This window comes from Streptomyces sp. NPDC002790 (assembly GCF_040295505.1).
Classification (GTDB): domain Bacteria; phylum Actinomycetota; class Actinomycetes; order Streptomycetales; family Streptomycetaceae; genus Streptomyces.
Window position 1 is genome coordinate 1 of sequence record NZ_JBEOVM010000016.1, and the last position, 25,510, is coordinate 25,510.

At 68.5% G+C, this 25,510-nt stretch carries 30 protein-coding genes; 14 read left to right on the top strand and 16 right to left on the bottom strand.

Going from position 1 to position 25,510, the window contains the following annotated elements; genetic code table 11:
- Positions 1-165: 165 nt before the first annotated feature.
- The 6 genes from ABT004_RS10905 to ABT004_RS10930 all read right to left on the bottom strand — a co-directional run bounded on the left by ABT004_RS10905 (position 166) and on the right by ABT004_RS10930 (position 4,475).
- Positions 166-453: a hypothetical protein gene (locus ABT004_RS10905; RefSeq protein ID WP_351334269.1), complete on the bottom strand. Its 288-nt coding sequence runs from the start codon at positions 451-453 to the stop codon at positions 166-168.
- A 42-nt stretch (positions 454-495) separates the two neighbouring features.
- Entirely contained in the window at positions 496-687 is a 192-nt protein-coding gene (locus ABT004_RS10910; RefSeq protein WP_351334042.1) for a hypothetical protein, read from the bottom strand.
- Positions 684-2,084 carry a DUF2637 domain-containing protein gene (locus ABT004_RS10915; RefSeq protein WP_351334045.1) on the bottom strand — a complete coding sequence of 467 codons (1,401 nt, stop codon included), beginning with the start codon at positions 2,082-2,084 and terminating at the stop codon, positions 684-686. Before ABT004_RS10915 ends, ABT004_RS10910 begins: the two co-directional genes overlap by 4 nt.
- Positions 2,081-2,707 (bottom strand): WhiB family transcriptional regulator, encoded by a 627-nt coding sequence (locus tag ABT004_RS10920; protein WP_351334048.1) that lies wholly within the window; start codon positions 2,705-2,707, stop codon positions 2,081-2,083. The genes ABT004_RS10915 and ABT004_RS10920 overlap by 4 nt, the downstream gene beginning before the upstream one ends.
- 146 nt (positions 2,708-2,853) lie before the next feature.
- Entirely contained in the window at positions 2,854-3,543 is a 690-nt protein-coding gene (locus tag ABT004_RS10925; protein ID WP_351334050.1) for a zinc finger domain-containing protein, read from the bottom strand.
- A gap of 5 nt (positions 3,544-3,548) precedes the next feature.
- On the bottom strand, positions 3,549-4,475 hold the full coding sequence (locus tag ABT004_RS10930; RefSeq protein WP_351334052.1) for a helix-turn-helix domain-containing protein: 927 nt from the start codon (positions 4,473-4,475) through the stop codon (positions 3,549-3,551).
- A gap of 712 nt (positions 4,476-5,187) precedes the next feature.
- Here ABT004_RS10930 and ABT004_RS10935 point away from each other — a divergent pair.
- Complete coding sequence (locus tag ABT004_RS10935) at positions 5,188-6,051, top strand: helix-turn-helix transcriptional regulator (protein WP_351334055.1); 864 nt, start codon at positions 5,188-5,190, stop codon at positions 6,049-6,051.
- A 35-nt stretch (positions 6,052-6,086) separates the two neighbouring features.
- Here ABT004_RS10935 and ABT004_RS10940 read toward each other — a convergent pair whose 3' ends face one another.
- Genes ABT004_RS10940 through ABT004_RS10950 form a run of 3 tightly spaced genes read right to left on the bottom strand, consistent with a single transcriptional unit; the run spans position 6,087 to position 8,865 of the window.
- The gene (locus ABT004_RS10940; RefSeq protein ID WP_351334058.1) at positions 6,087-7,277 is read right to left on the bottom strand and encodes an amidohydrolase family protein; all 1,191 of its coding nucleotides are present in this window, start codon (positions 7,275-7,277) and stop codon (positions 6,087-6,089) included.
- A gap of 17 nt (positions 7,278-7,294) precedes the next feature.
- The gene (locus tag ABT004_RS10945) at positions 7,295-8,476 is read right to left on the bottom strand and encodes an MAB_1171c family putative transporter (protein ID WP_351334060.1); all 1,182 of its coding nucleotides are present in this window, start codon (positions 8,474-8,476) and stop codon (positions 7,295-7,297) included.
- Complete coding sequence (locus ABT004_RS10950) at positions 8,476-8,865, bottom strand: hypothetical protein (protein WP_351334062.1); 390 nt, start codon at positions 8,863-8,865, stop codon at positions 8,476-8,478. Before ABT004_RS10950 ends, ABT004_RS10945 begins: the two co-directional genes overlap by 1 nt.
- 1,021 nt (positions 8,866-9,886) lie before the next feature.
- Between ABT004_RS10950 and ABT004_RS10955 the strand changes: the two genes are divergently transcribed.
- Both ABT004_RS10955 and ABT004_RS10960 read left to right on the top strand, forming a co-directional pair.
- A complete protein-coding gene (locus ABT004_RS10955; protein ID WP_351334065.1) occupies positions 9,887-11,314 on the top strand; it encodes a helix-turn-helix transcriptional regulator in 1,428 nt (475 codons plus the stop codon).
- Positions 11,315-11,434: 120 nt separating this feature from the next.
- Positions 11,435-11,839 carry an acyl-CoA thioesterase gene (locus ABT004_RS10960; protein WP_351334068.1) on the top strand — a complete coding sequence of 135 codons (405 nt, stop codon included), beginning with the start codon at positions 11,435-11,437 and terminating at the stop codon, positions 11,837-11,839.
- A 375-nt stretch (positions 11,840-12,214) separates the two neighbouring features.
- On the opposite strand, the gene ABT004_RS10965 is transcribed toward ABT004_RS10960, so the two are convergent.
- Together ABT004_RS10965 and ABT004_RS10970 are read right to left on the bottom strand one after the other, a co-directional pair.
- Entirely contained in the window at positions 12,215-12,451 is a 237-nt protein-coding gene (locus tag ABT004_RS10965; protein ID WP_351334071.1) for a hypothetical protein, read from the bottom strand.
- A 107-nt stretch (positions 12,452-12,558) separates the two neighbouring features.
- The gene (locus ABT004_RS10970) at positions 12,559-13,314 is read right to left on the bottom strand and encodes a hypothetical protein (protein ID WP_351334073.1); all 756 of its coding nucleotides are present in this window, start codon (positions 13,312-13,314) and stop codon (positions 12,559-12,561) included.
- A 145-nt stretch (positions 13,315-13,459) separates the two neighbouring features.
- Between ABT004_RS10970 and ABT004_RS10975 the strand changes: the two genes are divergently transcribed.
- Positions 13,460-14,587, top strand: a complete 1,128-nt coding sequence (locus ABT004_RS10975) for a hypothetical protein (RefSeq protein WP_351334075.1) — start codon at positions 13,460-13,462, stop codon at positions 14,585-14,587.
- Between the two features lie 252 nt (positions 14,588-14,839).
- A complete protein-coding gene (locus ABT004_RS10980) occupies positions 14,840-15,409 on the top strand; it encodes a 2'-5' RNA ligase family protein (RefSeq protein ID WP_351334078.1) in 570 nt (189 codons plus the stop codon).
- A gap of 111 nt (positions 15,410-15,520) precedes the next feature.
- Here ABT004_RS10980 and ABT004_RS10985 read toward each other — a convergent pair whose 3' ends face one another.
- Complete coding sequence (locus tag ABT004_RS10985; RefSeq protein WP_351334081.1) at positions 15,521-16,438, bottom strand: hypothetical protein; 918 nt, start codon at positions 16,436-16,438, stop codon at positions 15,521-15,523.
- A gap of 193 nt (positions 16,439-16,631) precedes the next feature.
- Here ABT004_RS10985 and ABT004_RS10990 point away from each other — a divergent pair, with 193 nt between their 5' ends.
- The 3 genes from ABT004_RS10990 to ABT004_RS11000 are packed head-to-tail and all read left to right on the top strand — an operon-like array spanning position 16,632 to position 18,021.
- Positions 16,632-17,147: a hypothetical protein gene (locus tag ABT004_RS10990; protein WP_351334084.1), complete on the top strand. Its 516-nt coding sequence runs from the start codon at positions 16,632-16,634 to the stop codon at positions 17,145-17,147.
- Positions 17,147-17,605, top strand: a complete 459-nt coding sequence (locus ABT004_RS10995; RefSeq protein ID WP_351334087.1) for a nucleoside 2-deoxyribosyltransferase domain-containing protein — start codon at positions 17,147-17,149, stop codon at positions 17,603-17,605. Before ABT004_RS10990 ends, ABT004_RS10995 begins: the two co-directional genes overlap by 1 nt.
- A 2-nt stretch (positions 17,606-17,607) precedes the next feature.
- A complete protein-coding gene (locus ABT004_RS11000) occupies positions 17,608-18,021 on the top strand; it encodes a hypothetical protein (RefSeq protein WP_351334089.1) in 414 nt (137 codons plus the stop codon).
- A gap of 230 nt (positions 18,022-18,251) precedes the next feature.
- On the opposite strand, the gene ABT004_RS11005 is transcribed toward ABT004_RS11000, so the two are convergent.
- Positions 18,252-18,653: an ATP-binding protein gene (locus ABT004_RS11005; protein ID WP_351334091.1), complete on the bottom strand. Its 402-nt coding sequence runs from the start codon at positions 18,651-18,653 to the stop codon at positions 18,252-18,254.
- A gap of 8 nt (positions 18,654-18,661) precedes the next feature.
- Positions 18,662-19,090 (bottom strand): hypothetical protein, encoded by a 429-nt coding sequence (locus ABT004_RS11010; RefSeq protein WP_351334094.1) that lies wholly within the window; start codon positions 19,088-19,090, stop codon positions 18,662-18,664.
- Positions 19,091-19,244: 154 nt separating this feature from the next.
- On the opposite strand from ABT004_RS11010, the gene ABT004_RS11015 reads away from it, so the two are divergent.
- Genes ABT004_RS11015 through ABT004_RS11025 form a run of 3 tightly spaced genes read left to right on the top strand, consistent with a single transcriptional unit; the run spans position 19,245 to position 21,776 of the window.
- The gene (locus ABT004_RS11015) at positions 19,245-20,348 is read left to right on the top strand and encodes a helix-turn-helix domain-containing protein (protein WP_351334097.1); all 1,104 of its coding nucleotides are present in this window, start codon (positions 19,245-19,247) and stop codon (positions 20,346-20,348) included.
- A 14-nt stretch (positions 20,349-20,362) separates the two neighbouring features.
- Positions 20,363-21,031 carry a YdcF family protein gene (locus ABT004_RS11020; RefSeq protein WP_351334100.1) on the top strand — a complete coding sequence of 223 codons (669 nt, stop codon included), beginning with the start codon at positions 20,363-20,365 and terminating at the stop codon, positions 21,029-21,031.
- Positions 20,973-21,776 carry a WbqC family protein gene (locus ABT004_RS11025; RefSeq protein WP_351334102.1) on the top strand — a complete coding sequence of 268 codons (804 nt, stop codon included), beginning with the start codon at positions 20,973-20,975 and terminating at the stop codon, positions 21,774-21,776. Before ABT004_RS11020 ends, ABT004_RS11025 begins: the two co-directional genes overlap by 59 nt.
- Positions 21,777-21,938: 162 nt before the next feature.
- On the opposite strand, the gene ABT004_RS11030 is transcribed toward ABT004_RS11025, so the two are convergent.
- Positions 21,939-22,175, bottom strand: coding sequence for a hypothetical protein (locus ABT004_RS11030; protein WP_351334105.1), 237 nt, complete (start codon positions 22,173-22,175; stop codon positions 21,939-21,941).
- Between the two features lie 99 nt (positions 22,176-22,274).
- Here ABT004_RS11030 and ABT004_RS11035 point away from each other — a divergent pair, with 99 nt between their 5' ends.
- The gene (locus ABT004_RS11035; protein WP_351334108.1) at positions 22,275-22,841 is read left to right on the top strand and encodes a peptide deformylase; all 567 of its coding nucleotides are present in this window, start codon (positions 22,275-22,277) and stop codon (positions 22,839-22,841) included.
- Positions 22,842-22,966: 125 nt separating this feature from the next.
- On the opposite strand, the gene ABT004_RS11040 is transcribed toward ABT004_RS11035, so the two are convergent.
- Positions 22,967-23,245 carry an NUDIX domain-containing protein gene (locus tag ABT004_RS11040; protein WP_351334272.1) on the bottom strand — a complete coding sequence of 93 codons (279 nt, stop codon included), beginning with the start codon at positions 23,243-23,245 and terminating at the stop codon, positions 22,967-22,969.
- Here ABT004_RS11040 and ABT004_RS11045 point away from each other — a divergent pair.
- Positions 23,168-23,335 (top strand): hypothetical protein, encoded by a 168-nt coding sequence (locus tag ABT004_RS11045; protein WP_351334288.1) that lies wholly within the window; start codon positions 23,168-23,170, stop codon positions 23,333-23,335. The two genes, ABT004_RS11040 and ABT004_RS11045, sit on opposite strands and share 78 nt — an antisense overlap.
- Positions 23,336-23,834: 499 nt before the next feature.
- Positions 23,835-25,325, top strand: coding sequence for an MFS transporter (locus ABT004_RS11050; protein ID WP_502966955.1), 1,491 nt, complete (start codon positions 23,835-23,837; stop codon positions 25,323-25,325).
- Positions 25,326-25,510 lie beyond the last annotated feature (185 nt).

Here is a 25,510-nt window from a genome sequence, read left to right on the forward strand (position 1 = left end):
TGCAGTTCGAAGAGGACTACACGAACGCGACGACGATCATGCTGGAGCAGAACTACCGCTCCACGCAGACGATCCTCAGCGCGGCGAACCTACAACTTGCTTCCCGCGAGACGGAGTTGGTGTCGGCATCATCGGGGGTGTGGGGCTGGGGGTTGTTCGGGTTCGTCATCGGGTGCGGTTCCTCGTGGTGCGGATGCGGTGCTGGATCTCGGCGGCCAGATCGACCATGGCGGTCGCGCCGTCGAGGAGGCGGACGGGCGATTCGGGGCGGTGCTGGACGAGCCACTGGCCAGTGGGTGCCAGTACGGCTGCGTGCAGCAGCTGGTGGTGCACGAGTACGTCCGCCCAGGCGCCCGCTTCGGCGGTCGACGGGACGTGCGTGCGCGGGTGGTGGGCAGGAATGGCGGTCCCTCCGTGGCAGGAGCGGTGGCCCGACCGAGGCCGGGCCACCAGATGGATGGGGAGTCAGGCGCGTGACCTGCTTCTTTGCAGGTTTCAGCCGCACTCGGGGCATCGGTCAAGGTGCGTGTTCAGGGCCCGCGCCATGTTCCACTTCACCGAGACGGCGTTCTTCGCACTCGTCTTCGCCGGCGCGGATCCCTGGTGGCGCTCGGCGTGGCCGCGCAGGAAGCGAGCGTCTCGCTCGAACTCGTCCTTGATGGTGGCGAACCTGTGGCAGGTCTTCATCGGGCCGTGCTCCTTGTCGTGGTGGTGCCTGCCTCGGCTCGCAGCAGTTGCAGGAGCTGCGTGAGGTTCTCGTTCCGGCCGCCCGCGAGGTTCAGGGCGCGGAGGATCTCCCGCAGCTGGGGACGGGTGATGACCGCGTTTCCGTCGCGCTTCAGCAGTGCGGGTATGTGGGGGCGCACCAGCTCGGCAGTCTCTTCGAGGCTCAGTTGCTTCCGTCGAGGGCGCTTGGACTTCCCGCCACTCGGCCGGCTCCGCTGCGCCTTCGTCTTGGGCTTCGGCTTCCGGCGTACGGGGACGGTGTGGGGGCGGTCCCCTTCGGTCGCCGTCCCCGTTTCCGTGTCGGGGTGTTCGCGGTCCCCGTTGTTGTTGGGGACGGTGTGGGGACGGTCCCCTTCGGTCGCCGTCCCCGTTCCCGTGTCCGGGTGCTCCCGGCCCTCGTCGCCGTTGGGGACGGCTGCCGGGGACGGGCCAGCCCCCCGCTGTGCAGCGGCTTCGTGGATGCTGCCGCTCGCAATGGCGGTGCTGACCTCGGTTCCGGGGACGGTGATGTTGTCCTCCTCGGCCGTCCCCTCGCCCTGGTCGGATGGGTGCGACCCGTGCTCGTCAGCGTGGTCCCCGTTGTCGTTGGGGACCGTGAGGGGGCGGTCCCCGTTGGGCTCGGTCCCCGTCCCCGTCTCCATTTCTGTCGCGACCTCGACGGCGCGGTCCCCGACCGGAGCGGTGGCTCGGGGACCGACTTGCGGGACCGCGCTTGGGGACGAGGACGGGACGAGAGAGGACCGGTTCTCGGGGTGCGCGTCCTGGTCCCAGTCGGGATCGATCTGCCGACCCGGAGCCGTGGCGTGGTGGTCCGTGAGGCGTGATTCCGCCGGCTGGTTCGCTACCGCAGAGGCGTCGGCTGTGGCATCGCTGCGGTCGGATTTGACCGTGGCACCGAGATGGAGAGCAAGGGCAGCTGCGACTGGCGGCACGGCCGACACCAGGATCACCAGGAAGGAGTTGGACTTGAGGTGTCCCGTCGACACCAAGTGGCCGACCGCGTTGAGGACCACGGACATCGTCACGGAGCCGAGCGTCAGCCAGCGCCCCATTTTCTGGGCGGCGCTCGCAGAGAGCCACGCGAGTCCGGCGACGACGGCGAGCACGTCCACGCTGACGGGGAGCGCCCAGGCCATGGTCTCGCTCCATCCGACGGCTCGACCGAGGGCGGTGAGGGCATCGGCGCTCGCGATCATCGCGACGATGGCGACCACGGCGGCACCGGCGACAATCAGGTTGCGCTGTCCCGTACTCATGCGCCGCGCCGGTGGTTGCACGGTCGAGTGGTCATGGTGGCCGGGCGCTTCCACGGTCGGTTCCGCAGGGTGTGTGTGGCGGGTCGCGGCGATGTGGGTCATGCGGCCTTTCGGAGGGCGGCGATCAGGGAGTCGGTCTGCACCTGACGGGGCACCTGCACTGGCGCGGCGGTGTCCTCGCCCTCGGCGGTCTCGTCGTCGGTCGGCTCAATCTCCACGGCCTGGTCCCAGTAGCGGTCGCGGTCGGCGACGGCGTGTGCGGCGTTGCGCATCAGGTCGCGCGCCCAGTCGAGGTCGAGACGCAGCGTGTGGGCGAGGCGCTCGGGGCTCCATCCGCGGACATAGGCGTGGCGGGTGACGGCGTCTCGCTCGGCGTCGCTGAGGTGGATGTCGCGCCCTTCGAAGGCGGCCTTCACGCGGCTGTAGTCCAGGCGCTTGTTGACCTTGGCGTGCCATGGGCGGCGCTCGTCCTCGGTGAGCCCGCCCCACATGCCGTGGCGGATCTCGTTCTCCAGCGCGTAGTCGAAGCACTCCTTCCTCACCGGGCACTGGCCACAGATCGACTTGGCTTCGTCGATGGCCGCGCGGTCACGGGCCGCATGGAAGAACAGCGCGTCGATGTCTTCGGCCGGCAGACGATGGCACAGCCCGCGTTCCTGCCAGCTGTGGTCGGCGATGCCCCGGAGGATGGGGGTCGGGGTGTCGTTGGTGGTGATGTGGCGCAAGGCAGTCTCCGGAAGTCGCCTCGGGTGGCGCGGGTCGCTCGGCACCGGTGGTGGCTGGGGTGCGGCGGGGCGCTTCGTGGCGGGCTCGGGGTACGGCGGCGGGCCGTACGCAAGGCGGAACGTTTCTGTGGAGAAGCGGGCTGCGGTCAGGCGGCGGGCGCCTGGGCCTGCGCCGCCAGGGCGCGGTCGATGCGGCCGGGGTGGGCGGTGGCGCGCGGTGCGTTGCCCCGCGCAGAGCCGTCGAGGGAGATGCGCCGACGGCGGCAGGGCTCGCCCGTGTCGGCGTGACACCACTCGCACGGCACGGCGAGGACGTCGGGGCCTCCGGTGGCGATGGCGGCCTCGCGGGCGGCGCGGGCCGGGCGGTAGGGAGCCAGCTCGGCGCGGACGGCGGCCGGGATGTACGAGCCGACGGCGGCCAGCTGGTCCTTCAGGCCCGGCCGGTGTCGCCCGGCGGTGAGTTCGCGGTGCTCCGAGGGGGCGGCATGCCCGGCAGCCACAGCGTCGCGCCGCGCCAGCAGCTCTGCCCGCCAGGTTTCCGGGTCATCCGGGTCGGCCATCGGGGTCGGGTCGGTGTGCCGGGCCAGACGCTCGCGGTAGTACGTCTGCCATTCGCGGGCCACGTCGGCAGGCAGGATCGGGTACGGCGAACTCACGATGCGCTTGCGGGAGGTCTGGCGAACGTCCCAGCCCTGCCCGGTGGCCATCGGTACGTCTTCGAGCAGCTCATGCCATGTGTTGAGCTGGGATCGGGCCTCGCCTTCATCCGTGCGGATGAGTCGCGGGTCCAGGCGGCCGACGTAGGTGAGTACGGCAGCAACTTCGCGGCGGTCCAATGTAGTTACTCCGTTCCGGTCGGTTCGTCGAGGGCGGCCTTCAGTGCGGCCATGTGCAGGTCGGCTTTGGTCATGCCGGCCTGTGGCGCGGTGCTTCCGCCGGGCAGGGCGTAGAGGTTCGGGCGCTGGGATGTGGGGGTGTGCTCGCGGGCGATCCAGGACTGCCAGTCGGCAGCCCAGGCCGCGGCGGGGCGAGGGCTCCAGGCGGCGCGGTAGTGGCGCCACTTCGCGTCGGCGGCCTGCAGGCCCTGCTCGCCGAGGCGTGCGAGGTGTCCCTGCTGCTGGGCCCAGGACAGGCTCGCGTCGTCGACCTGCCAGTTGGTGGCGGAGGTGAGGTCGGCAGCACTACTGCTGCTGTACCTACGGTTCACCTTCGGTTCACTACTACAGTTCTGGGGGTCAGTTTCTGACCCGGAGTGGGGTCGGTTTCTGACCCGGAGTGGGGTCGGATTCTGACGAGGGGGTGCAGGTTTTGACCCGGTCAGATCCTGACGACGGGGGCCGGTTTCTGACCCTGCCTTGCGCCAGATGCGGTGCTTACGCAGCCGCTCCTCGTCCAGGTCCTCCAGGGCGGGGGCGGGGTCGGTGTCCGTCAGAGGGGCGACGTCCTCGGCACGCAGCTCGGGGTCGGGTTTCTGCGCAGCCGCGACCTTGGCAAGCCAGGCAGCAGGGCGCGGCATCCGGTAGACCGTGCTGTGCTGCGGGCCCTCGTAGCCGTTGAGGACCTCCAGCTCGCCGGCGTCCTCCAGCAGAGCCAGCGAGGTGCGCACGGCGTTGCGGCTGGCGTTCGTCCGCTCCATCAGCTCGGTGAGGGACGCGTAGGCGACGCACTGCACGTCGGGGATCCGGTCGGCGAGCGAGAGCAGGACCAGGCGGGCTGTGCCACGGCTGGCACTGCTCTCCCACACCCACTTGCGTGCCTGCCCGCTCATCGGGACACCGCCGTCTTGAGGCGGGCGTCAGCCCATGGCTGCGGCGCGATTGTGGCCGGCGGTCCGTCGGTCGATGAGCGGTAGGCCGGGTGGGCCAGTGGGGCTGCCGCGCTGGCCGAGGGCTTCGGCCTTTTGTGCAGGGCAGGCGACATGTAAGACTCTCCTCCGTAGTGAAGCCCGCGCCGGGGTGCCCGTAGGAAAGGTCCGGTGCGGTGAAGGTGGGTAAATCTCTCGCCCTTGCCGGGGCAGGAGTACCATTTGGCGTTCGGCGTCCGGGAGTTAGCGCTCCTTGGACGCCGCCGCTGTTTCAGGGGCTGTGTGCCCTAGCTGGATCGGGCGTTCTGCACTTCGCTCCTCGTGTCGTCGACTGCCGGACGTGGTGCCCGGCGGGGGACGACGAACATATGGGGGCCCTGCGGCAAGATCCAGACCTTGCTAAAGAACACTCCACAAGTCGCGTGAGGCTGACGGGTGGTCTCGGCTGGTCGCTCACGCTCGGAAGCGACGGTCTCGGCGGGCTGTCCACGCTGACTGCCGGTATCGGCTTGCGGAAAGGGGCAGGGCAGCACGAGCAGACTCCCGGGGCCGGACGGGCTCAGGTCGGCGACGAGGTGTACGGATCATCCCTCGTTCGCTAGGCTGAAACTATCCCAGTATCGGGATATGGGTCAACGGCCTGCGATTTCTTCAGTAGAAACAACCAGGGAGTGGAATGCCGCCTCGTCTCTTTGACGGTCGCCGCCTCTATGACGTGCGGCGCGCTGCGCATCGCACGCAGGGCGACGTGGCCCAGGAGCTGGGCGTATCGCCGTCGTCGGTCGGCAGCTGGGAGACCGGACAGTGGCCCCCGGACGCCGAGAAATTGCCGGCAGTCGCTGCTGCGGTCGGCCGGGACCTGGACGAGCTATTTCCGCGCCCGGGGCTCCCGGACCTTGCCGATCTGCGCTGCGACGCGGGCGTCTACCTAAAGCAGGTGCCGGAGCTGATCGGGACGAAGAGCGCCGGCCCTGTGTCGAACGCCGAGAAGGGCGTCCGGCGGCTCAGCGAGCAGTACGTCGCGCCGCTCGCCAGGGGCTACGGGGTGAGCGTGGAGGCGCTGCTGGCGGCGCAGGAGCGATCATTCGGGCAGGAGGCTCCGCCACCCGCCACGGAGGTCCCCAAGTCGTTGGCCGAGAAGATCAGCTATCTGCTTGCGCACTCTTATGCGGGCCCGGAGGCGCGGCCTTCGGACGAGGACCTTGCTCGCCAGGTCAACGAGCATGCAGGGGCCCCCATCGCCACGGAGGCCAGCATCTGCGCGCTGCGGACCGGCGCTGAGACCGCGGCTTCTCCCGTGCTCCGGGACGGGCTGGCGGCCGTGTTCGGTGTATCGCCGATGTACTTCCAGCCCCACGAGGCCACAGCGCGCCAAGTCGTCGAGGGACTGCAGCTCCTGGCCTCGGGAAATGTCGGCAAGGTGGCGGCGCGCGGTCTGGGCGAGGAAGGGCTCAGTGCCGACCTCCTCGCCTTCATCAACAAGGCTGCCGCCGAGCTGCAGCAGCGAGACCTGCCTGGGGCCGACGGCCCCAAGCAGTAGTCCTCGCTTCCGGTGCGAACGCAGCGTGTGACTGTCTATGCCTGGCCGGGGCGGTAGCTGCGGACGCCGCGGGCGAAGACGGCCCGGACGTCCTCCAGGGCGGTGAGGTCGGTCAGCGGGTCGCCGTCCACGACGAGGATGTCGGCGCTATAGCCGACCTTGATCTGCCCCGTCTGGTCGGCCACGCCCAGTGCGAGCGCCGCCTCGCTGGTGGCCATCTCCAGGATGCGGTCGTTGGACATGCCCAGGTGCTCGTAGAACTCCAGCGCGGCGATCAGCCCGTCGTGGCCCGCGCGCTGCACACCCGCATCGGTGCCCGCGATCAGGCGCACGCCGGCCTCGGCCATCTGCCGTACCGCGTCGAACATGGCCTGAGCCCGCTCCTGGCCGAAGAAGCGCGGCAGCATCTTCCAATGCGGGCTCACAGCCGGGCACACGTGGATGCCCTTGGCGACGATCTTTTCCAGGATGTCGTCGCGAACCTCGATGCCGTCCTCGGTCATCCAGGTGCAGTGCTCGATGGTGTCGACCCCGGCCCCGACGGCCGCCGTGATCCCGTCGACGCCGTGCGCGTGCGCGGCGACGGGCAGTCCGGCGGCGCGGGCCGCATTGACGAGCGCGGCGAGGTCGGCGGGGGCGAACTGGGTCTCGTGGCTCTTGGCGCCGCCCTTGGTGAGGCCCCCGCCGGTCTCCATGACCTTGATGACCTGAGCGCCGGCTTCGGCATTGCGCTGGACCAGCTCGCGGATCTCCTGCTCGCCGGAGACCTCGCCTCCCAGGAACCAGCAGTGCCCGCCGGGAGGAGTGACGGGTACACCCGCGGAGACGATGCGTGGCCCCGGTACGGCGCCCTGCTCGATCTCCTGGCCCAGGCGCACCGCGAGGTGACCGCGGTCACCCAGGTCGCGGGCGGTGGTCACACCGATCCGCACCATCTGCTCGGCTCGAGCCCGCATCCCTGCCAGCAGCGCCTCGTCGTCCTGCTGCTCCAGGGTGGTGACGGGGTCGGCGCCTCCGTCGAACGCAAGGTGCACGTGCGCGTCGATCAGTCCGGGCATCAGCGTGCCGACGGGGTAGAAAAGGCGTGGCTCGTCCGCCGACGCGAGAGCCTCGACCTCGTCCCGGCTGCCGACGGCTGCGATCAGGCCGTCTTTGATCAGGACCGCTCCGTCGGTCACATACTGGCCACGGTCCCCGGTCAGGACTCGTCCGGCGCAGATCAACATGCGTAACTCCCTTGTGCTTAACCGTGGTTCGCGGCCGTCATGGCCGACATGTTCCGAGGGGTGGCGCCACGCAGGGCATCCGCCAGTGCCACCAGCTGCTCGACATCGGCATCCGGACCCTGCTGCGAGGGCAAGGCCAGGGGAACCGCAGCCACTGGTTCCACTGTGCCTGATGTGCCGGGTGCTCCAGCGGCGAGCACGTCACGCAGGCTCTGGGCCAGCACCTCGGGCGGCGCGCTGTCCAGGGCCGCGTCACGGGCGCTCTGGCCGGGCAGGGCCGGCAGGTACGGGCTGACCTGCACCAGGCCGTCGCGACACTCCACCACGCGGCGGTGGTAGCGGCGGTGCACGCTCCGGGCGTTCCACATCTCCCGCCAAGACTTCGCAGTCGGCTGCAGCACGCTGTCCGGGTACGCCTCGGCCAGCAGTTCCCACAGGGGCTGTAGACGGTGGTGGATGCGGCGGTGGCGGTGCCAGATCCGTACTGCCGTTATCCGGGCCCGCGCGATCGGGTAACTGACGCCGACGACGAACAACATGATCGACATCACCAGAAGTGCGGCCACCGCGGCGTTCAGGCCCGAGGGAACCGTGCCGCCCATGCTCCGGAGGATCACGAAGACAGCGCGGATCGCGCAGGCGCATGCCATGGAGGCCAGCCCGACGGCGGTTGTCCACAGGCCGGTGGAGTGCGGCCGGAGGGAGAGCCGTGCGTAGCGGCGGGTCCACCAGAAGGCCGCTCCGAGCGCGTACATCATGTACAGGCCCGCCAGCAGGTAGAAGCCGGCTACCTGGGGAATGGTCATGTCCGCGGTGGAGAAGCTGCCGACCAGTACCTCGTGAGGGCCGCTCGCGACGATGGCCACCAACGCGGCGACCACCAGCACCAGACCGGCTGCCTCCCGGCGGGCGCGGCCTCGGCCGGTCTCCTCGTCGGCGGCAGAGTGCAGGTAGAAGCACATCAGGAAGAAGAGCGTCGCCAACAGCAGGACATTCTGCAGCAGTTTGGCCGCACCGTGTCCGGCGACAGCGTCAACTCCGGAAGCACCGCCCGGCATGGCCAGGGGGTACGACGCAGCGGCACAGACCAGGCACAGGGTGACCGAGCGCAGCGGCGCATTGCGAGGATCCCGGACTACCTGGCGGACCTTCCAGGCGATGGCCGCCGCGAGTGCGGCGAAAAAGGCCAAGGTCACCATCACAACCACCCTCGGGTGTCGCCGAGGGCGGAATTGACCCGCCGTACCGCGGGGTCCTGTGCGACGGCGGGAGTAGTGCGGTTCAGCACGGAGGACCACTGCAGGATGATTGTCGCGCTCAGCTCCACTTCGCATTCCTCTTCGGAGTCGTAGGTGCAGCGCTTGCGTACCCGGCGGATGCTGGCGGCGTTCAGGGCGGGGAGCATGCTGGCCCACCATCCTTCTGCCGGATCGTCGGGGTCCTCCGTTATGCCTTCGTCGTCGTTGGCCAGGATGTGCCCGACCTCGTGCAGGATGATGTGGTCCTGGTGCAGCCGCGTGGTGTGCTGCTGGTAGACGATGAGGTCGGCGGCGGGGGTGTCAACCCACAAACCCAGCGGGCCGGGCATCGGCATCGGGTAGGGGCGCAGCTCGATGTGTCGCCCCCGCTTCGCGGACAGCGCACGGCACAGCGCCGTCACATCCAGCGGCGGCTGGACGTCCAGGGCACGCAGCTGGTGCCGAAGGCGACGCTGCAGATCACGATCGCCGACTCTGAGGCGCTGAGCGCGGTGGGGGCGGAGCCCCCGTTCATCTACGGCTGCGGCAACCCGCTGGCGGGGCACCTTCAGGAGAGGCGACCTCGACTCGGCGAGTGGGCCGCTGTTTCGCCACCACATAGGTCTTCCTCTTGCTCGTGCCCCACTGCTGCGCCCGAAGGGCGTGACGCGCGTGAGGCTGGTCGTGCTGTGATGCGTAGCGGTCGTGCTGGCGCAGGGAGCAGGCCACGAAGCGGTCGCCTGCGGCTATGGCGGGGACGCGACTCCACCGCCATCTCCATCAGCGGGCTGGAGCCAGGTCCGGGGCACACGAGTCCCCACGCTGCACGGGATTCGCGATGACCTTCACCGCGCCCCGCAACGGTTTGTTGAACCCGCTGACAGAAGGATTCAAGCCAAACCACCGAGAGCGAGTCAACGGTTATCGTTTGCCCGATTTTGCGCCCATAGGTGACCCAGGTGGCAGACGCTCGTCTGTTCGGTCATGGATTCGCAAGTCGCTTGCCATGTAAGTGGAATGGGGTGATCCGGAGATCCGCCGGAAGGCCCTTCGAGGTCGGCCTGGACCGGTCGATTCGAGGGAGAGCGAAAAGCGGCAAACATTTGCCGCTTTTGCAGATTGATCATGAATCGTTGGTTGGGATGTCCCATTCGGCGGTGAATGCCCTTTGTTGATCCGGGGCGCGGATCCTGGACGGAACAAGATCGCCTGGCGGTTTGTGGCCCGCGCCACAACTGGTCAAGATCGTCTAAATGTTGCGTATCGTCGTTAGTGGGGAAACGGCAAGGCGGGGGGTCAGCGATCATGCTGACCTCCTCTTTCATGCCCGGAAACGGGTATCTCCCCGTTCGAGCAAAGAGGGAGAGTCTCATGGCCGCGAAGGAACCGGATTCCGACGGCACCGGTGATGCGGAAGCGGTTCCCGACGGCACCGGTGATGCGGAAGCGGTTCCCGACCGCGTGGGTGATGCGGAAGCGGAGATCTCCTCCGAGGAAGTTGTAGGTCAGCTCGCCGGCCACTTCATGGGGTTCGGCGCGATGCTCAAGCGCTGGCGGAAGGACGCTCGCGTCATCCAGGCCAAGGCAGCCCGTGCCCTGGGCATCAGTGTGCGCACCTACCGCGACATCGAAAACGGTGCGACACCACGGTTCTCTCAGGAGCAGTGTGACGCGCTGGCCGAGCTGCTGAAGCTCGACTCCGGCGAGCGCCACGCACTCCTGCTCTCCAACGTGGGCACCTACCTCCGGGCTGCGCCGGCGGAAGGGCAACCCGAGGTCGCCGCCGCACTGCGGCTCCTGATCGACAAGCAGATGCCCAGCCCCACGTACCTGAGCGACAGAAACTGGAACATCCTGGCCTACAACCAAGCCATGGCGGAGCTGTGGCCATGGGTGATGGAGCCGCGGGCCAACCTGATCCGCTGGGCTCTCACCACCGCCGAGGGCCGTGCCACGTACCACGACTGGCACAAGCACGCCATGGTCTTCGTCAGGATGTTGCGCTTCGCCCTGACCACCCACGGCGACGATGCCGACCTCCTGGAGCTGATCGAGGACGTCAAGAAGAACCCCGATATCCGGCGTATCTGGGAGTCCGATGCCGACCTGGTCGAGCACCGCGACGGACACGTCTTCCTCGCTTCCGTGCCGACGCTCGACTACCGGACGATCGAGATCGTCAGCCACGTCGCCTACCCGGCGATCATGCCCGACTGCCGTTTCGTAGTCATGACGTGGGTCGAGGCAGGCGTCGAAGTGGAACCGGACGCCACGCACGACGCACTTGGCGGCGTCCGCGATGCCTGGGCCGACGAAACGCACAACTCTGCGCAGGAGATTGACCGGGCGCAGGGGCGGATGGCCCAAGCCGACCGCCTGCGTGACGAAGACCTCCGTAGGGCTCGCATCCTGGTCAGCAGTCCGGAGGAGGCCGCGGCCCGGGCGGGCGAGGACAGCATCCCCTTGCCCGCGATCAGCTGCCGGATGGGGCCCGATGCGCAACTGGCTCTCTCGCCCTCAAAGCGCAGCGTCACCTGGGCAGTTGAGGAGGCCCCCGAACGCTGGGGAGTGACCGAGGTCGCCCCTCTCACGGTGCTCGCGCGACTTTCCTGGGACGATCTTGAAGGCCAGATCCGAGCCGAGGTGAGGGCCGTAGTCCGGGCTTCGTTGCCGACCGATCCAGAAGGTGCTGCTACGACGATTGCCCGCTACTTCACTGAGGCGGATGCATGGTTGAGCCTTCTCCACGAAATCCGGGCGGAGCTGCCGTCGCCCGATGGTGATCGGTCGAACCCGTAGGGCAAAACCGCCACCGAACCCCCGCCAGACTCCGCAAGGGCGATGCGCCGGATTCGCTGCGGCGGGCGTGGCCACCACCACGCCCGACGCGCTCTCTCCACCAGCAGAAGGAACACTCTCGTGCACAAGTACACCTACCCCTGCCCGCTGCGCTGGGCCGACGCGGACGCGTACGGGCACATCAACAACTCCATGTATCTCCGATACATGGAGGAGGCGCGCACACGCATGTTCCGGGAGGTTCTGGCGGCTGGCGAGGCTGGCCTTCAGAACGCGTTCGTCGTGAGCCGTGCCGCCATCGATTTCCGCTCCCCATTGCACTATCGCGAAGCCCCGGTCGACGTGCACGTCCGGGTGACGCAGAGCAGGGCGGTTTCCTTCGAACTGGCCTATGAGATCCGCGATGCCAACCTGTTGTACGCCGAGGGCACGACCATGATCGCTGCGTACGACCTCGGCTCCGGCCGGCCTCGACGCCTCACCGAAGCCGAGAGGGCGTTCGTCGCGCGCTATACCGACTCCTGAACAGGGAGCGTTGCCGCCGATGTCCGGGATCCGTGAGTTGCTAGTTCCCGTTGTGACGGTGCCTGCGTCCCGTAGACGGGCGGACAGAGTGAGCACCCAAAGGGGCCATGCTCGGGTGGTTCAACCGCAAGACGTTTCTCAGAACGGCAGCTTGCGTGGCACGTGCAGGTTGTCGTGGCGACCCGCACCTCAGACCTCGGCAGCAGAGACACGGGTGATCTGGACTCGCACGTTGGGGAAGCGGTGTACGACAGCGAGGCGGTGGGCACCGGGCTGAGAGGGCTCAGGCCGCCGCCTGGTATTGAACGCCGACGGTGGCTTGGAGGTGCATCCGGCTGGTGTCGAGGCACAGGTGCGCGAAGGCCGGCAGGCGGGTCAAGGCGATCCATTGGGGGTCAGTGCCCCGTCACCAGCTCGCCGGGACTCCCGGATCTTCAGCTGAGGGGACGAGTAGAGCAGGGCACTGTGGAGGAAGAGGTTGTACTGGAACTGCTTGCTCCACTCCAGGTCGCGCCTCGGCTGCGGGTCGGTGTCGGGCAGCGTGAGCTCAACGAACGAGCTGCCGTTGCGCAGGATGCCCTGGGACGTGATGCTTCCAGCGTGGCATTGCACGCATGCCCGGCGCTCGAAGACCGTCGTCTGGTTGGTACTGCACGCTCGGAGGTCAAAGCGCGACCGTACGCCTCGCGCACGGGCCCGGCCTCGGTCGGGCGAGCAGTTCACTGTCCGGTTGCCAGTAGCTTCCTCCAGGCCGTGGTCAGCGCGTCGAATTCCTGCCAGAGCTCGCTGAGGGCGTTGTCCCCCGCAACCGTCCCGGTGTCGATCACATAAACACCGTCCCTGAATTCTTGGAAGCCCACACGCTGCCACCCGGCCGCAATCTTGGCTGTCACCCGCTCCCACTCGGCGTCGTTCGACTCTGCCATGTGCTGCGGGTCGGAGATCCCAGGCGAACAGGCGACCACTTGCGCTCCCGGCGCCAGCCGTTTGATGGCCTCCGCGGCGAGGACCTGCCCGAGCCCGAATCCGCGCCAGGGCTCGTACAAGACCACTTGGTCCATGACCAGTAGATCGGAGCCGAGGCCGCAGAGCCCTTCGTCCAGATCGTCGACGAAGCGACCGGTCTCGGAATCGATCAGTACCTCGGCGATCTCGTACAGGTCCTGCGATTCCTCCTCCATCGCCCAGAAAGGGTTCATGCCTTCCTGCAGGTGGATCCGGTAGAAGACCATGCTGCCGACCTGCACACCGTCCTTGCAGAAGGCCGGGCACTCGCCCAGGCAGTCATCTGCGCCCGTCGGCCCGGTCAGCGTCGGGCACCGCGCATCGTCGTGGACCTCGAAGCCATGCCGGACTGCGACCTCCCACCGCTCGATGCACCGCTCATGCCCGCCGTCGCGCAGGCCGTGGCCGAAGGCGTAGGCCAGGTGCAGTTGGGCAGGGTCGGCGGGCAACTGGTGGGCAGCCTTGGTCATGTGACGATCGTAGAGGTGCGACGAAGGCTCCAGCGCACGATTGCTGCACAACTTGGCCGCATCTCAGTTAGCTTGTGCGGCACTCCGCACCGTTGGGTAGCGTGCCGATGTCGCAATGCATATCCCGACAAGGGAAGGCGGGGGCGTGGAGAGCTTCTTCTCTCCGAAGAGGACATGGGCGCAGGGCCCGTATCTGCACTTCGTGGCCAAGCTGGATGACCCGGCGTACGTGGAGTACACGCAGGCGCACCATGAACTGCTCGCCGAGTACGGAGACCAGGTAGGGACCGTGCCTGCCGAGTGGCTGCACTGGACGGTACTGGGTATCCACCACAGCCTGACTCGGGACCAGGTGGAGCGCGCGGTTGAGCGGGTCCGCAACAAGGTGGCCAGGGACAGCGCACGTGCGGACGTCCAGATGGGCCCGGTGTGGCCCGGCCCCAGTGCTGTGACCGTCGCGATGTACCCGGAGACGTCGCTCGCGCGCGTGAGCACCCAAGTCCGCGAGGCAGTCTCCAGCGTGGACGGCATCACCCTGCGGACGGCTCCGGACCGTCCGTGGCCGCACTCCACACTCGCGTACTACCGCACCGGTGACGTCCATGACGCCGACTTCAACCGTCGCCTTCGCTCGATCCGGCCGGACCGTGTGGACATCAGCGTCAGCAGCGTGCACGCCGTCTACATGCACCAGGACCTCGACGTCGGGTACTACCGGTGGGACCACCTCGCGGAACTCCCCTTGGGCCGCTCCGCAGTCCTGACAGTCGGCGCCCGCCTGGACGAGCTGGTGACGCAAGCGGAGCGGGAGGGCAACCCCCTGTGGGCCGAGGCGTGGCGGCAGACGCGCACCGTCCTGGCCCCCGTGTTCGGGGACGAGAAGTTCACTCCGCCCTGGTCCACCCTGGACGTCGGCTCCGACTACGTCGAGGCTGCGGGGGCTTTGGTGGTGAGCCTCTACCTGCTTGCCCGTGAACGCTCCGTGGCCCCGGCCGACATCACGGTTCAGGATCTGGACGAGTTGGCTGACTCGGCGACCGGCGCCGGGAGGCTGCGCACGCAGGAGCAGATCCGAACTCGACTCGTGGCGCTGGGCCACGCGTTGGACGATGCCGATGATCCCGTCGCGGTGCGCTGGCGCGCACTGGACTACGTACACGAGGAGCCCGCCTACGGGGACCTTGACGACAGTTCGCTGCGTGCCGGTCACGCGGGAGAGAACGGCCTGCGCCACGTCCTGGCTCCGTTCTATCGCGAGCGCATCCGATTCTGACCGGCAGCGGCACAGGTGGCTGGCGGGCACGTCCTCCCGGACGCAGTGGCCTGTCGTCCAGCGGCAGTTGAGGGAGATCTGGGAAAGCGGCACCCTGACCTGGTGCAGACGGTCACGATGGTCACGGGATGCCGAAGCGGCGTCCGTTGTAGCGGGGAGGAACGCGTGGAACCGTTCGTGCCGAAGTTTCGGGGGAGCCCGTGGGCGAGCGGAATGCGAGCCCTTCACGTATACGTGCTGCCTCGGCCTGGAGTGGATGACGAGCTGCTTGGCCTTGCTGAGACGTGCCGGCCGATCCTGGGTGGCTACCCGATCGATCCGCAGTGTGGCAGTGACCCCAGCGACGCCGGCCTCCTGCACCTCACGTGCGAGATGCTCGCCGATGCGCCGTCCGCCGAGTACGACGAGGCGGCCCTGACTGAAGTCGGGGACGCCTTGCGCGCGGAGCTGTCGGACGTGCCCGCGTTCACGACAGAGGCCGGTCCTCCCATCGGCAATGTGGCGGGTGCCGTCCTGGACGTCTGGCCGGAGGCGGACACTGTTGCCCTCATCGAGCGGACCCGGTCAGCGATCCGGAAAGCCCGCGGTGACGAGGCGCTCCATCACTCCGGCGGGCGCCCGCACATCTCACTCGGCTACAGCTACGGCACGGCTTCGTCCGACCCGCTCAACAGCGAGCTGCGCAACAAGGTGGTCCCGCGCCGCGCCACGCTCCTCGTCGACCGCGTACACCTCCTCGACGTGGCGTGGACCTTCGACGACGAACTCGGCCGGTGGCGCATGACGTGGGAACCGGTGGCGGAGATCCCGCTGGGTCACTGAACAGTTCGCCCGGGAGGGGCAAAGCCCGCTTGCAGCCGGGACTTGCCTCGCACCCGGTGAACGGAACTCGCCGAAGACCAGGGCCCGGGGCCGGATGCGCCGACGGCGTTTTCAGGACTCCTTGCGGCCGGTCGACCCGAGCCTCTTCCTGCCGCGGCCGGAGAGGAGCCAGTTGTATTGGTACGGGTCAGCTCCGCGAGACATGTCGGCGAGCGGGACGTACAGCTCCCCGGGAATGCTGTACGACCCCTGTACGGACGGCGCCACCCCGAGAGTCCGGGCCAGGGCAACGCGTACCTGCGCGGGATCGAGCTGCTTCCACCTCCGTCGCGTGTCGCATCCCTCGCAGTTGAGCGTGACCAGGGGGCCGTCGACGGTGAGACGTCGCGGACGCGAGGCGGCGCAGCCTCCACTGCAACTCGGGGGAACGAGACTGCTCCGTGAGGCCATGACGATCCCGTCGGACTCGACGTGCAAAGGTCCATCGCCAACGTCGGGAACGCTCGCGGGGCGGTCCCGGTGGCTGGCCTCGTACGTGCTCAGGTAGCCGACGAGCCGCTTGGCGGCGCGGTCCAACGGTGACGGGCCCGGAGGTACGGGATCCCACTCATCGGACCAGGGGATGGGCCCGCCGTACCGGTCCGAAACCGGGCCGAAGATCAGTCGAAGCGGCGGTTCCTCGTTCGGCAGGCAAGTGTCGTATTCCTGGCCCGTGGCCTCCAGGGCTTGCCGGATCTCCTCGGTGACGGGATTTTCGCCGGCGGACGGGTCGTCAAGCGCCTGGACCAGCTCCTCAACCGGAACATTCCGAGGTGTGCGGTCACCCGAGAATGTGCGGGAAAAGAGCAAGAAGGCCAGGGTGTGCAGCTCCGCCCAGCCGCTGCTGTACCGATCGCTCAGCAGATGAGCGGCCTCCTCGACGGCGCTGCGCCATCCAGGAGGAGCAGCGGAGCTGAACAGGAGGCTCAGTTCGACGTCGAGAGCGTACGGGTCCAAGTGAGCGTCGGGTGCGCGATCGGCGGCTGACATAGATCCATCGTGCCTGCCCACAGCATGTCGTGTACGCGGAATTCGCAGGCCCGAGAAGTGGGTGAGTCGCCGATGCGAGCGGGGTAGCGTGCCGTCGAGTGCTGGCGATCGGAGGGGCGGGTGTGGGGATCTCCCAGAAGCGCACGTATCCGCGTCACCGTGGTCTTCGGAGCAGGACGAAGGAGGGGGACACATGCGTGACTGGCTCGGCATAAAGGCTCGAGGGACCACGAGGGAGAAGAGGGCCAGGGAGCGGACACTGGCGTGTTCTGTGATGTGGGACGTCGCTACCCGCACGCCGTTCCTCCGCAAGGCCGAGGCGAGCGACCCGGATTCCTCGTACCACGTCGCGGAGGTCTTGGTCGACAGCGGCCCGCTCATCGACTCCCTCGACGCGCTGGGGCATGGCATCGTCGAGCCGAACGCGCCGTACATCGCCCCGCTGATTGAGGCAGCGCGAGAGGTGAGGGTGCTCGCAGAGATGCGCCCGGCCTGGATCCGGCACTGCGATGAGCACTCCTCTGCACCCAGGGGCATGCCCCGCGATACCGGCATGCGTTACATCAACGGCCCGGCCATGCGGGCATGGTCCCGAGTCGACGAGGCCAAGGCAGCCTCCGAGCGTGCCGAGCAAGCGTTGCGCCGGCTGTACCCCGCCCTCGTTGAGTTCTGCGGCTACGACGTCACCACCGGGCGGGGAGCGGCCTGATGCGTTACGTCGAAGCGCCCGAGGAGTTCGCAGGTTCCGGCTTCTGCCTGTTTCTCGCCGGGGGCATCTCTGATTGCCCCGACTGGCAGAAAGCCGCGACAGCCGCGCTCGACGACCTCGATGTCACGGTGTTCAACCCGCGACGCAGCAACTTCCCGCTGCATGACCCGAACGCGGAGGTGGCGCAGGTCGGTTGGGAGTACAGGCATTTGCGCCGCGCCCATCTTGTCGTGTTCTGGTTCCCGGAGTCGTCCACCAGCCACCAGCCGATCGCTCTGTACGAACTGGGGGCGCTCGTCGGCGAGGGCGGCGCTTTTGTCGTCGGAACCGATCCCGGATACCTACGCCGCACGAATGTGGTGACGCAGCTCGCCCTCGCCCGCCCGGAGCTTCAAGTCCACACCACACTGGCGGATACGATCGAAGCGAGCCGCGCAGCCATCCGGGCTTCACGATGATCGTGGGCTGGGTCCTGCTCGGGCTCATCGTCGCCTTGTTCATCGCCGGCGCCGTACGCGGAGCCGTACGTGCGGCGCGGGCTTCGATCAGGCAGGACTTGGTGACGTTGGGCGAGATGCAGCAACTCGCCGGCGCGTTGGCGCAGATGACGACCACCGCCTATGCCTTCGCGGCACCGCTCCTTAAGGAGCGGGAGTCCTGGATCGGCTGGCTATGGTGGCGTACCCGGATGGGACCGGACGGGAAGACCGAGCGAGACATGGGCTGGGCCCTGACGTACCGGCGGGCGCGGAAAGCCGCTGGGGCACCTCTCGACTGGCGATTGTTCAGCGGTAGCGAGGTCGTTGTTGTCCCCAGGGACGCGCGGCTGACGGCTGTGGAGGACCCGAACGGTGCTATCTCGCCGGAGCGTTGAAGCGCAGGATGAAGCGGGGACGCACGGCGCCGGCCAGGCCACCGAGCACGGCGGACAGTCGCCGCATCCGGGCCTCGTCCGTCTCGGCGGCGTCCGGGTGGTCAGGGCCGGAGTGTGAGTGATGAGGACGTGCGCGATCTCGCGGCTGTCCAGGCGGCTGCCGGGCCAGGTCCAAGCGGCGAGTGACGCCAGAAGCCGCAGCTCGGGGCAGGGCGGGGTGAGCGTGACGCTCATGGGGTCGTTCCTCCCGCAGCCTTGAAGCAGGACCAGACGATTTTCCCGATCGGGTTGCGGTCCTGGACTCCCCAGCCGTCCGCGAGCGCGTTCACCAGGACGAGTCCGCGTCCGGAGGTGTCGGTGGCGGCGGCCTGGCGGGCCTGGGGGTCCTGGCGGCGGCTGTCGTGCACTTCGAGGCGTACGACGTCCTCGTCGACGTCGAGCTTGACCAGGAAACCGCGGTCGGAGGTAGTGCCGTGGACCAGCGCGTTGGTGACGAGTTCGGAGATGCAGAGCCGGATGTCCTCGGCGCGGTCGAGCAGGCCCCAGTCGGTCAGTGTCTCGGAGGCGAAGGACCGTGCCTGGCCGACCGACTCGGGCCGGGCCTCGAAGAATCGCTGGGTCGTCTGGGGCATCACGGTCCTCATGACTCGGCGTCCAGGATGCGGGTGGCACCGGGGTGGCGGCTGCGGACGGGGCCGCTGCGGGAGACGGAGTGGTGGGCGGAGCGGGGCTTGCGGACCAGCAACAGCCGCGAGCCGGCCGCCTCGATCCGCCGCTTGCGTTCAGCGGCTATGGCCTTCGGCCCCAGGTGCGACATGGCCGGGGCGATCACGCCATAGACGTCCGGCAGCGCGAGCACGTCAAGGAGACCGGTGAACGCCGCCGACCCCGGACCGGAGCTTGTGTCGCGGTCGGTGAAGACGCCGGACAGCTGCAGTTCGTGGCTGCGGCAGTACTCGGCGAGCGAGGCGACCAGCGCGCCCTGCCGTGCTCGGGAGACCCGCACCAGCCGCAGAAAGCCGTACACGGCCGGGCCGCTGACCGGGCGATGCTCCGTGAGGGGTTCCATGCTCAGGACCGTCCAAAGGCTCGACAAGTGGTGACGCCTTGAGCGTGGCGTTCGGTCAACTCGCGGCCAATCACCGGCCGTTCTACTTCCGTTCCACTTCCGTCCCGCCGACTGCACTCACCGTGCTTCGATGATGTGTGGAAGGGAGTGACGCGTGGCGACCGTGCACCACTGGACTGGCCTGGAGGCCAAGGCCCTGCGGCTCGCCCTGCGACTGAGCGTGCGGGCCTTCGCCCAGCAACTCGGCCTGGCGGTTGCGACCGTGTCCAAATGGGAGTCCAAGCTCACCGACACCGAGCCCAGACCCGACACGCAGGCCATCCTCGACACGGCGCTGGGCCGCGCGGACGCCGCCGTCCACCTGCGCTTCGATACGCTCCTGTCCGAGATGACCAGCCCGGTGCAGAACGCCGGACGGCGCCGCGTCACCACCTCCGGCCCCAGAGCCTGGGAGTACGAGTCCTGGGCCGATGACCTCGACCGCGTCGTGGTTGCCTTGTCCCGGCAGAACTTCGCCTTCGCCGCCACCCTCCTTACTCGGTGGCTCGGCCGGTTCAAGGCTCCCGAGCTGGACGAGAAGGGTCTGTATCTCTTCGCCCGCTCGACCGCCCTGCTCGGCGACCTCAAGCGCGACCAGGGGGTCGTCCTCGGCCCGCTGTCCGCCCAGCACTCCTATGCCGGCGCCCGATCCGTGTTCACCCAGCTCGACATCCCCCGCCGCGTCGCCCAGCTTGACCTCTCCCTCGCGGTCGTCACCGAGATGTCCGGTAAATTGGAGATCGCCGCCCGCGACTACGAGTCCCTAGCCGTCGACGACCGGCTCTCCCGTCGCGACCGGGCAAGAGCCCGCCTGTGGGTGGGGACCGCGCTGAGCAAGGACGGCAATCACGACTATGCGACCCGCGTCATGCAGGCCGCGACCCGCGACTTCGAAGATCTGACCGAACCGGACGACTGGTCGGTGGCCCACCAAAAGCTCGCCCTCGCCCGCCGCGGCGCCGGCGACCTCACCCAGGCTCTGCACTTCATCGACATCGCCCGCAGCAGCGGGACGACCGAATCACCGATGCAACGCGTGCGACTGGACACCGCTCATGGCCACATCCTGCTCTCCGACACGGCGACCCGGGATGATGGACACCGCGTCCTCGACCAGGCCGCCAAAGTGGCCGCGCAGTACGGACTCGTGCACCAACTGCGCAGTATCGAGGGCATCAAGGCCATGAGCGAGGGGCTGACCGGCCCCCGGCAACGGTGACCAGGGAGAAACGCGTGCGCAACGACCAGCAGGCCATCACCGAGGACCAGTGGCACCAGGCCAAGCTGATCTGGGACTACCACCAGATGAGCCACGAGCTGCGGCCCGTCAACGTGGCGATCGGGCTGGGCAGCCACGATCTTGGCGTCGCGACCCATGCCGCCGAGCTGTATCGCTCCGGGCTCTTCCCGACCCTGGTGTTCACCGGCGGCAACAGCCCCACCACCAAGGCCCGCTTCCCGCGTGGGGAGGCTGTCCACTTCCGCGAGCACGCCATCGACCTCGGCGTCCCCGCTGAGGCAATCCTGCTGGAGCCCAACGCGTCCAACACCGGGCAGAACATCACGCTCTCCCGCGAGGTCCTCGCCGCCGCAGGCATCCACCCCACGACAGTGCTGCTGGTCTCCAAGCCCTACATGGAGCGGCGATCGTTCGCGACCGCCCGCAAGCTGTGGCCCGACGTCGAGATCCTCTGCGCGTCGGAGCCGCTGGAGTTCGACGACTATCTGAAGTCCATCGGCGACGAGAAGCTCGTCCTGGACATGCTCGTCGGCGACCTCCAGCGGGTCATCGAGTATCCGAAGCTCGGATTCGCCATCGAGCAACAGGTCCCGGAGGACGTGCATGCCGCGTACGAATCCCTCATCCGCGCCGGCTTCACCAGCCGACTCATCGCCTCGTGACCTGCCCGAGCCGGGCGGGCTGTGTGCCGTTCACCAGCCGAACTTCCTGCCCCGGCTGACAACGCTGGCCAAGCTCTTCGCGGCGGACTATTGGATCGTCCTGGACGACGTGCAGTTCGCCCGCCGCGACTACCAGCACCGAGCCCGCCTCGCTGACCTTGACGACGCGGCCCGTCAGCAGTGGCTCACCATCCCCACCCACCTCCCCGGCGGACGGTCCACCCTCATCCGGGACGCCGTGATCGACGACCCCGGCCTCGCTCGCCGACGGACCGCCGGGATGCTGCGGCAGCACTTTGCCACCAGCCCCTACTGGCCCGCCCTAGCGAAGGCCCTGGACCCCGTGCTCGACGCCTTTTCCATCGGACGGACCGCGGCCGTAGCCCAGATGTCCACCCACGTCCTGCTGGACCTGCTCGGATGGCGCGGCCAGGTCCTCACCAGCAGCCAGCTGCCGGCCCGGCCGGGCCGGTCAGTCCGGCTGGCCGACCTGGCCGTCGCGACCGGCGCCCGCACCTATCTGTGCGGGACCGGCGGCATGACTTATCTCGACCCTGCCCGGTTCGCGGCCCAGAACATCGCTGTCGTCCCGTTCCGGCCGCCGACCACCGGCATCTGGTCCTCCGGCCGCCGCCTCAGTGCCTTGTGGGCCCTGACCGCACTCGGCCCCCAAGCCTTGGCCGCCCGCCTCCAGGCTCTCCCCGTCGGTGCCGTGCCGATGCCGCTGATGCAGCTCGACGCATAAGGGGACGCGCCACTGAACGTCTCCAATCGCCTACGGACTTATGTGCTCAGCCGTCCGTTCGACTCGGCGGCGGGCTTGCCAGTGAATGCCTGAGTGGGCCGCTAAGCATGCTGGAGCGCAGTGAGGCGCAAGGGAAATTTCTGGGTCCCCGGAGTGCGTGTGTTACTGGGCCATGGAACGAATGGCCTCTATGTCGCCGTTGTACGTCACCACGTCTTCGTCTTCAGCGGGCGGTTCGAACCGAGCGCAGAAATCATCCAGGGCCTGGGGCGATGCGGCGAGCGCGTTGGTGTCGTCGCGCTGGTTGTGCATCTCTCGGCGGCGCAGCAACTCGGTTTTCTCCACGGGCAGGTAGACCAGGACCGGGCGTCCGCCTGCGGCCTGAACGGTCTTGTCCATGCTTCGCGGTCGGCACCACACCGGCCAGCACGCCCGATATGGTCTGGAGTGGCGCTTTCGGGTGTAGCCCGAATGAGACGTAATGCTAGGGGAGTTCAGGTGATTGAGGTGCGTCCCAGCGAGCAGATGCGTGACCTTGGCGTTGTGCAGCACGGCGCCCCCGTTCTCGTCGAGCCCGCCCGCCCCCTCGACCTTCCCGCCGGCCGCGAGAAGGCGGAGCAGGTCATCGAGCAGTTGGTCAATGCGATGGAGCGCATCAGCCAGGTCCACCACTTCGCCAAGGGTATGGGCATCGCCGCCCCGCAGATCGCCATCACCGGGGCCGTGGCCGTCGTCCAGTCCGCCGAGCCCTCGGCGCCGCCGATCGTCCTAATCAACCCGCGCATCACCGCCCGCTCCGACGAGACGGACGAGCAATACGAGGGCTGCCTATCCTTCTTCGACGTCCGTGGCCTGGTGCCCCGCCCGCTGCGGATCACCGTCGAGAGCACGACGCTGGACGGTGAGACGGCCACCACCGCGTACGAACTCGGCCTCGCCCGGCTCGTCCACCACGAGATCGACCACATCGACGGCCACCTCTACACGGACCGGATGCGTACCGGTGTCGATCCCATCCCGGTCGAGGAATACCGCCAGACCGGCCGCGCCTGGGCGTACGAGTAGGGCCCGCGTTCTCAGCCGCCACGACGTCCCCCAGCCGCTCGCTGGCGACCTCGCATTCTCCGCAAGAGCCGTCCGCGCCGTACGGACCGCCGTCAACAGGATGGACGCCCAACTCCACCCGGCTGTCAACGGATACGGCATCGACGCGTTCCTCCTGCTGACGGCAGCCCCCCCGGCCGCCTCACCTCCGTCCCGAATAGCCCGTTGGGTAGCTCGTCGAGCGGCCACCAGGCCCAGTCCCCGACGCTCTCGTCCGGCTGGGTGGCGGGTTCGCCCTGCCAGGCGGTGACGAGGGCGCCCACGGTGACGCGGACGACGTCGCCGACGTGATCGACCAGGGTTCCCAGGAGGGTGACGTCCTCTGGGTGCGGGGACAGGCCAGTCTCCTCCGCCAGCTCTCGCACGACCGTCTGCTGCAAGGCTTCGCCGACCTCAAGCGATCCGCCGGGGCGGACTGGGCGTTGTTGATGAGGATCTATGAATTCGGCCAGTGATGCTCTTCCTTCCCCCGTTAGTCGCTGTCGGCAACGAGGGTCGGGGGCGCCGGTAGGAACCGTGTCACCAGCCGCAAGAGAACGGTCAGGGCTTCGTAGCCGCAGCCTTCTCGGCTGGGCACGGCGCGATCTTTGCTTGTCGAAGCGTGAGGAGCCCGTCCCCAGGCGCTGGGTAAATCCGTTTGCGTCCCCGGCTGGCTGGCCTACTCTGTCGGAGGTCATGTGCGGCGGGGCCCCCGCCGCACCATTCGGCGCGTTCGGCGTCGATGCGTACCGCGTGCCCGGCCAGGAGGAGGTGGGAAACATGGACTGGAACTGCACAACGAGTGTTGCGGCCATAGTTGCCCCCGGCCGTGTGCCCCCGTTCGGCGCGCGGTAGGACTCTCCCCCTTGCGGCACCTCATGGTGGTGTCCGCTGCTCTCGCGATCCCTTGTGTCGCGTCCCGGGGTGTAGGACCGCGCGTCTGCTCCTACACCTCCGACACAGAATGTGATCGCCTTGACTGAGAAGTCCTCCCCCGGGGACACCGTGCCCACGCCGGTCCCCCACACCACCGCGAACGCGGCCGAGTTGCCCGATCCGAAGCGGTGGTGGGCCCTCGCCGTCATCGCAGGCGCCCAGCTCATGGTGATTCTCGACGGCACGATCGTGAACATCGCCCTGCCCTCCGTCCAGAACGGACTGGGCATGTCGGATGCGAACCGGCAGTGGGTGATCACCGCGTACTCCCTGGCCTTCGGCGGCCTGCTCCTCCTCGGCGGCCGGATCGCCGATCTGGTCGGCCGCAAGCGCACCTTCATGATCGGCCTGGTCGGATTTGCCGCCGCCTCCGCGCTCGGCGGTGCGGCCGACGGCTCCGGGACGCTGTTCGCGGCGCGGGCCCTGCAAGGGGCCTGCGCGGCCGTCCTGGCCCCCTCCGCACTGTCACTGCTGACGACGACGTTCACCGACCCCGCCGAGCGCGGCAGAGCGTTCGGGATCTACGGCGCGCTCGCCGGGGGCGGCAGCGCCATCGGGCTGCTGGTGGGTGGCCTGCTCACCGAGTACGCGACCTGGCGCTGGTGCCTGTACGTCAATGTCCCCATCGCGCTGGCCTCCCTCGGCGGCGCACTGGCCCTCCTCAAGGACAGCCCCGGCCAGCGCGGGGTGCGCCTCGACGTCCCCGGCGCGCTGCTCGCCTCCGTCGGGCTCGTGGCGATCGTGTACGGCTCCAGCGACGCCGAATCCGCCGGCTGGGCCGACCCGTTGGTCCTGACCCTGTTCGCGGCCGGTGTGGTCCTGCTCGCCGTCTTCGTGTGGTGGCAGTCCCACGCCAAGCATCCGATGCTGCCGCTGCACATCGTCAGGGACAGAACCCGTGCGGCGGCGCTTGCGACGATGGGCCTGGCCACCGTCGCCATGTTCGGCGCCTTCCTGTTCTTGACCTACTACCTCCAGGCCATCCTCGACTACTCACCCGTACGGACCGGACTGGCGTTCCTGCCGATGTCCGTCACGATCGTCATCGGCGCGACGCAGATCGCCGCCCGGCTCCTGCCCCACACCGCCCCCCGCAACCTGATGGCCCCCGGCATGCTCCTCGCGGCTGTCGGCATGCTGCTCCTGACCCGCCTGAGTATGAACTCCGCCTACACCACCGGGGTGCTGCCCGCGCTGGTGCTGCTCGGCCTGGGCATGGGACTGACGTTCATGCCGGTCTACGCGACGGCGACCGCCGGGGTCGTCCCGAAGGACGCCGGAGTGACGTCCGCGACCGTCTCCACCTTCCAGCAGATCGGCGGCTCCCTGGGCGCCGTCCTGTTGAACACGATCGCGTCGTCCGCCGCCACCCGCTACATCGACGCCCACCCGTCCCGGAGCCGGGGCCTGGGCCTGGGGGCGGGGGAGGGTATGGTGCACGGCTTCACCGTCGCGGCCTGGTGGTCGGCGGGCGTCCTGGTCCTCGCTGCGCTGGTCGCGGCCATGGCCAAGACGCCTGAGAAACCCTGACGAAGCGATCTCCGAGGTCGTTGGGCCACTCCGGATCGGATGGTGGTCCAGGGCATCCCGTTCGCGCTCCCCGCCGGGATCGCTTGGGAGCACCTGCCGCAGTAACTCGGTGTCGGCACCGGCATGACCTGCTGACGCCGCTTGGCCAAGTGGTCCGAGTGGACCGACGCAAGAATGTGGTCCCG

Coding starts and splice junctions, on each gene's coding strand:
- ABT004_RS10945 (WP_351334060.1), bottom strand. CDS start 8,476: ATGGTGACCTTGGCCTTTTTCGCCGCACTCGCGGCGGCCATCGCCTGG.
- ABT004_RS10935 (WP_351334055.1), top strand. CDS start 5,188: ATGCCGCCTCGTCTCTTTGACGGTCGCCGCCTCTATGACGTGCGGCGC.
- ABT004_RS10995 (WP_351334087.1), top strand. CDS start 17,147: ATGCGTTACGTCGAAGCGCCCGAGGAGTTCGCAGGTTCCGGCTTCTGC.
- ABT004_RS10950 (WP_351334062.1), bottom strand. CDS start 8,865: ATGCCCGGCCCGCTGGGTTTGTGGGTTGACACCCCCGCCGCCGACCTC.
- ABT004_RS10985 (WP_351334081.1), bottom strand. CDS start 16,438: ATGTCAGCCGCCGATCGCGCACCCGACGCTCACTTGGACCCGTACGCT.
- ABT004_RS10990 (WP_351334084.1), top strand. CDS start 16,632: ATGCGTGACTGGCTCGGCATAAAGGCTCGAGGGACCACGAGGGAGAAG.
- ABT004_RS10940 (WP_351334058.1), bottom strand. CDS start 7,277: ATGTTGATCTGCGCCGGACGAGTCCTGACCGGGGACCGTGGCCAGTAT.
- ABT004_RS10955 (WP_351334065.1), top strand. CDS start 9,887: ATGGCCGCGAAGGAACCGGATTCCGACGGCACCGGTGATGCGGAAGCG.
- ABT004_RS10915 (WP_351334045.1), bottom strand. CDS start 2,084: ATGACCCACATCGCCGCGACCCGCCACACACACCCTGCGGAACCGACC.
- ABT004_RS10930 (WP_351334052.1), bottom strand. CDS start 4,475: ATGAGCGGGCAGGCACGCAAGTGGGTGTGGGAGAGCAGTGCCAGCCGT.
- ABT004_RS11010 (WP_351334094.1), bottom strand. CDS start 19,090: ATGGAACCCCTCACGGAGCATCGCCCGGTCAGCGGCCCGGCCGTGTAC.
- ABT004_RS11030 (WP_351334105.1), bottom strand. CDS start 22,175: ATGGACAAGACCGTTCAGGCCGCAGGCGGACGCCCGGTCCTGGTCTAC.
- ABT004_RS10910 (WP_351334042.1), bottom strand. CDS start 687: ATGAAGACCTGCCACAGGTTCGCCACCATCAAGGACGAGTTCGAGCGA.
- ABT004_RS11025 (WP_351334102.1), top strand. CDS start 20,973: ATGCCGCGTACGAATCCCTCATCCGCGCCGGCTTCACCAGCCGACTCA.
- ABT004_RS10970 (WP_351334073.1), bottom strand. CDS start 13,314: ATGACCAAGGCTGCCCACCAGTTGCCCGCCGACCCTGCCCAACTGCAC.
- ABT004_RS11005 (WP_351334091.1), bottom strand. CDS start 18,653: ATGCCCCAGACGACCCAGCGATTCTTCGAGGCCCGGCCCGAGTCGGTC.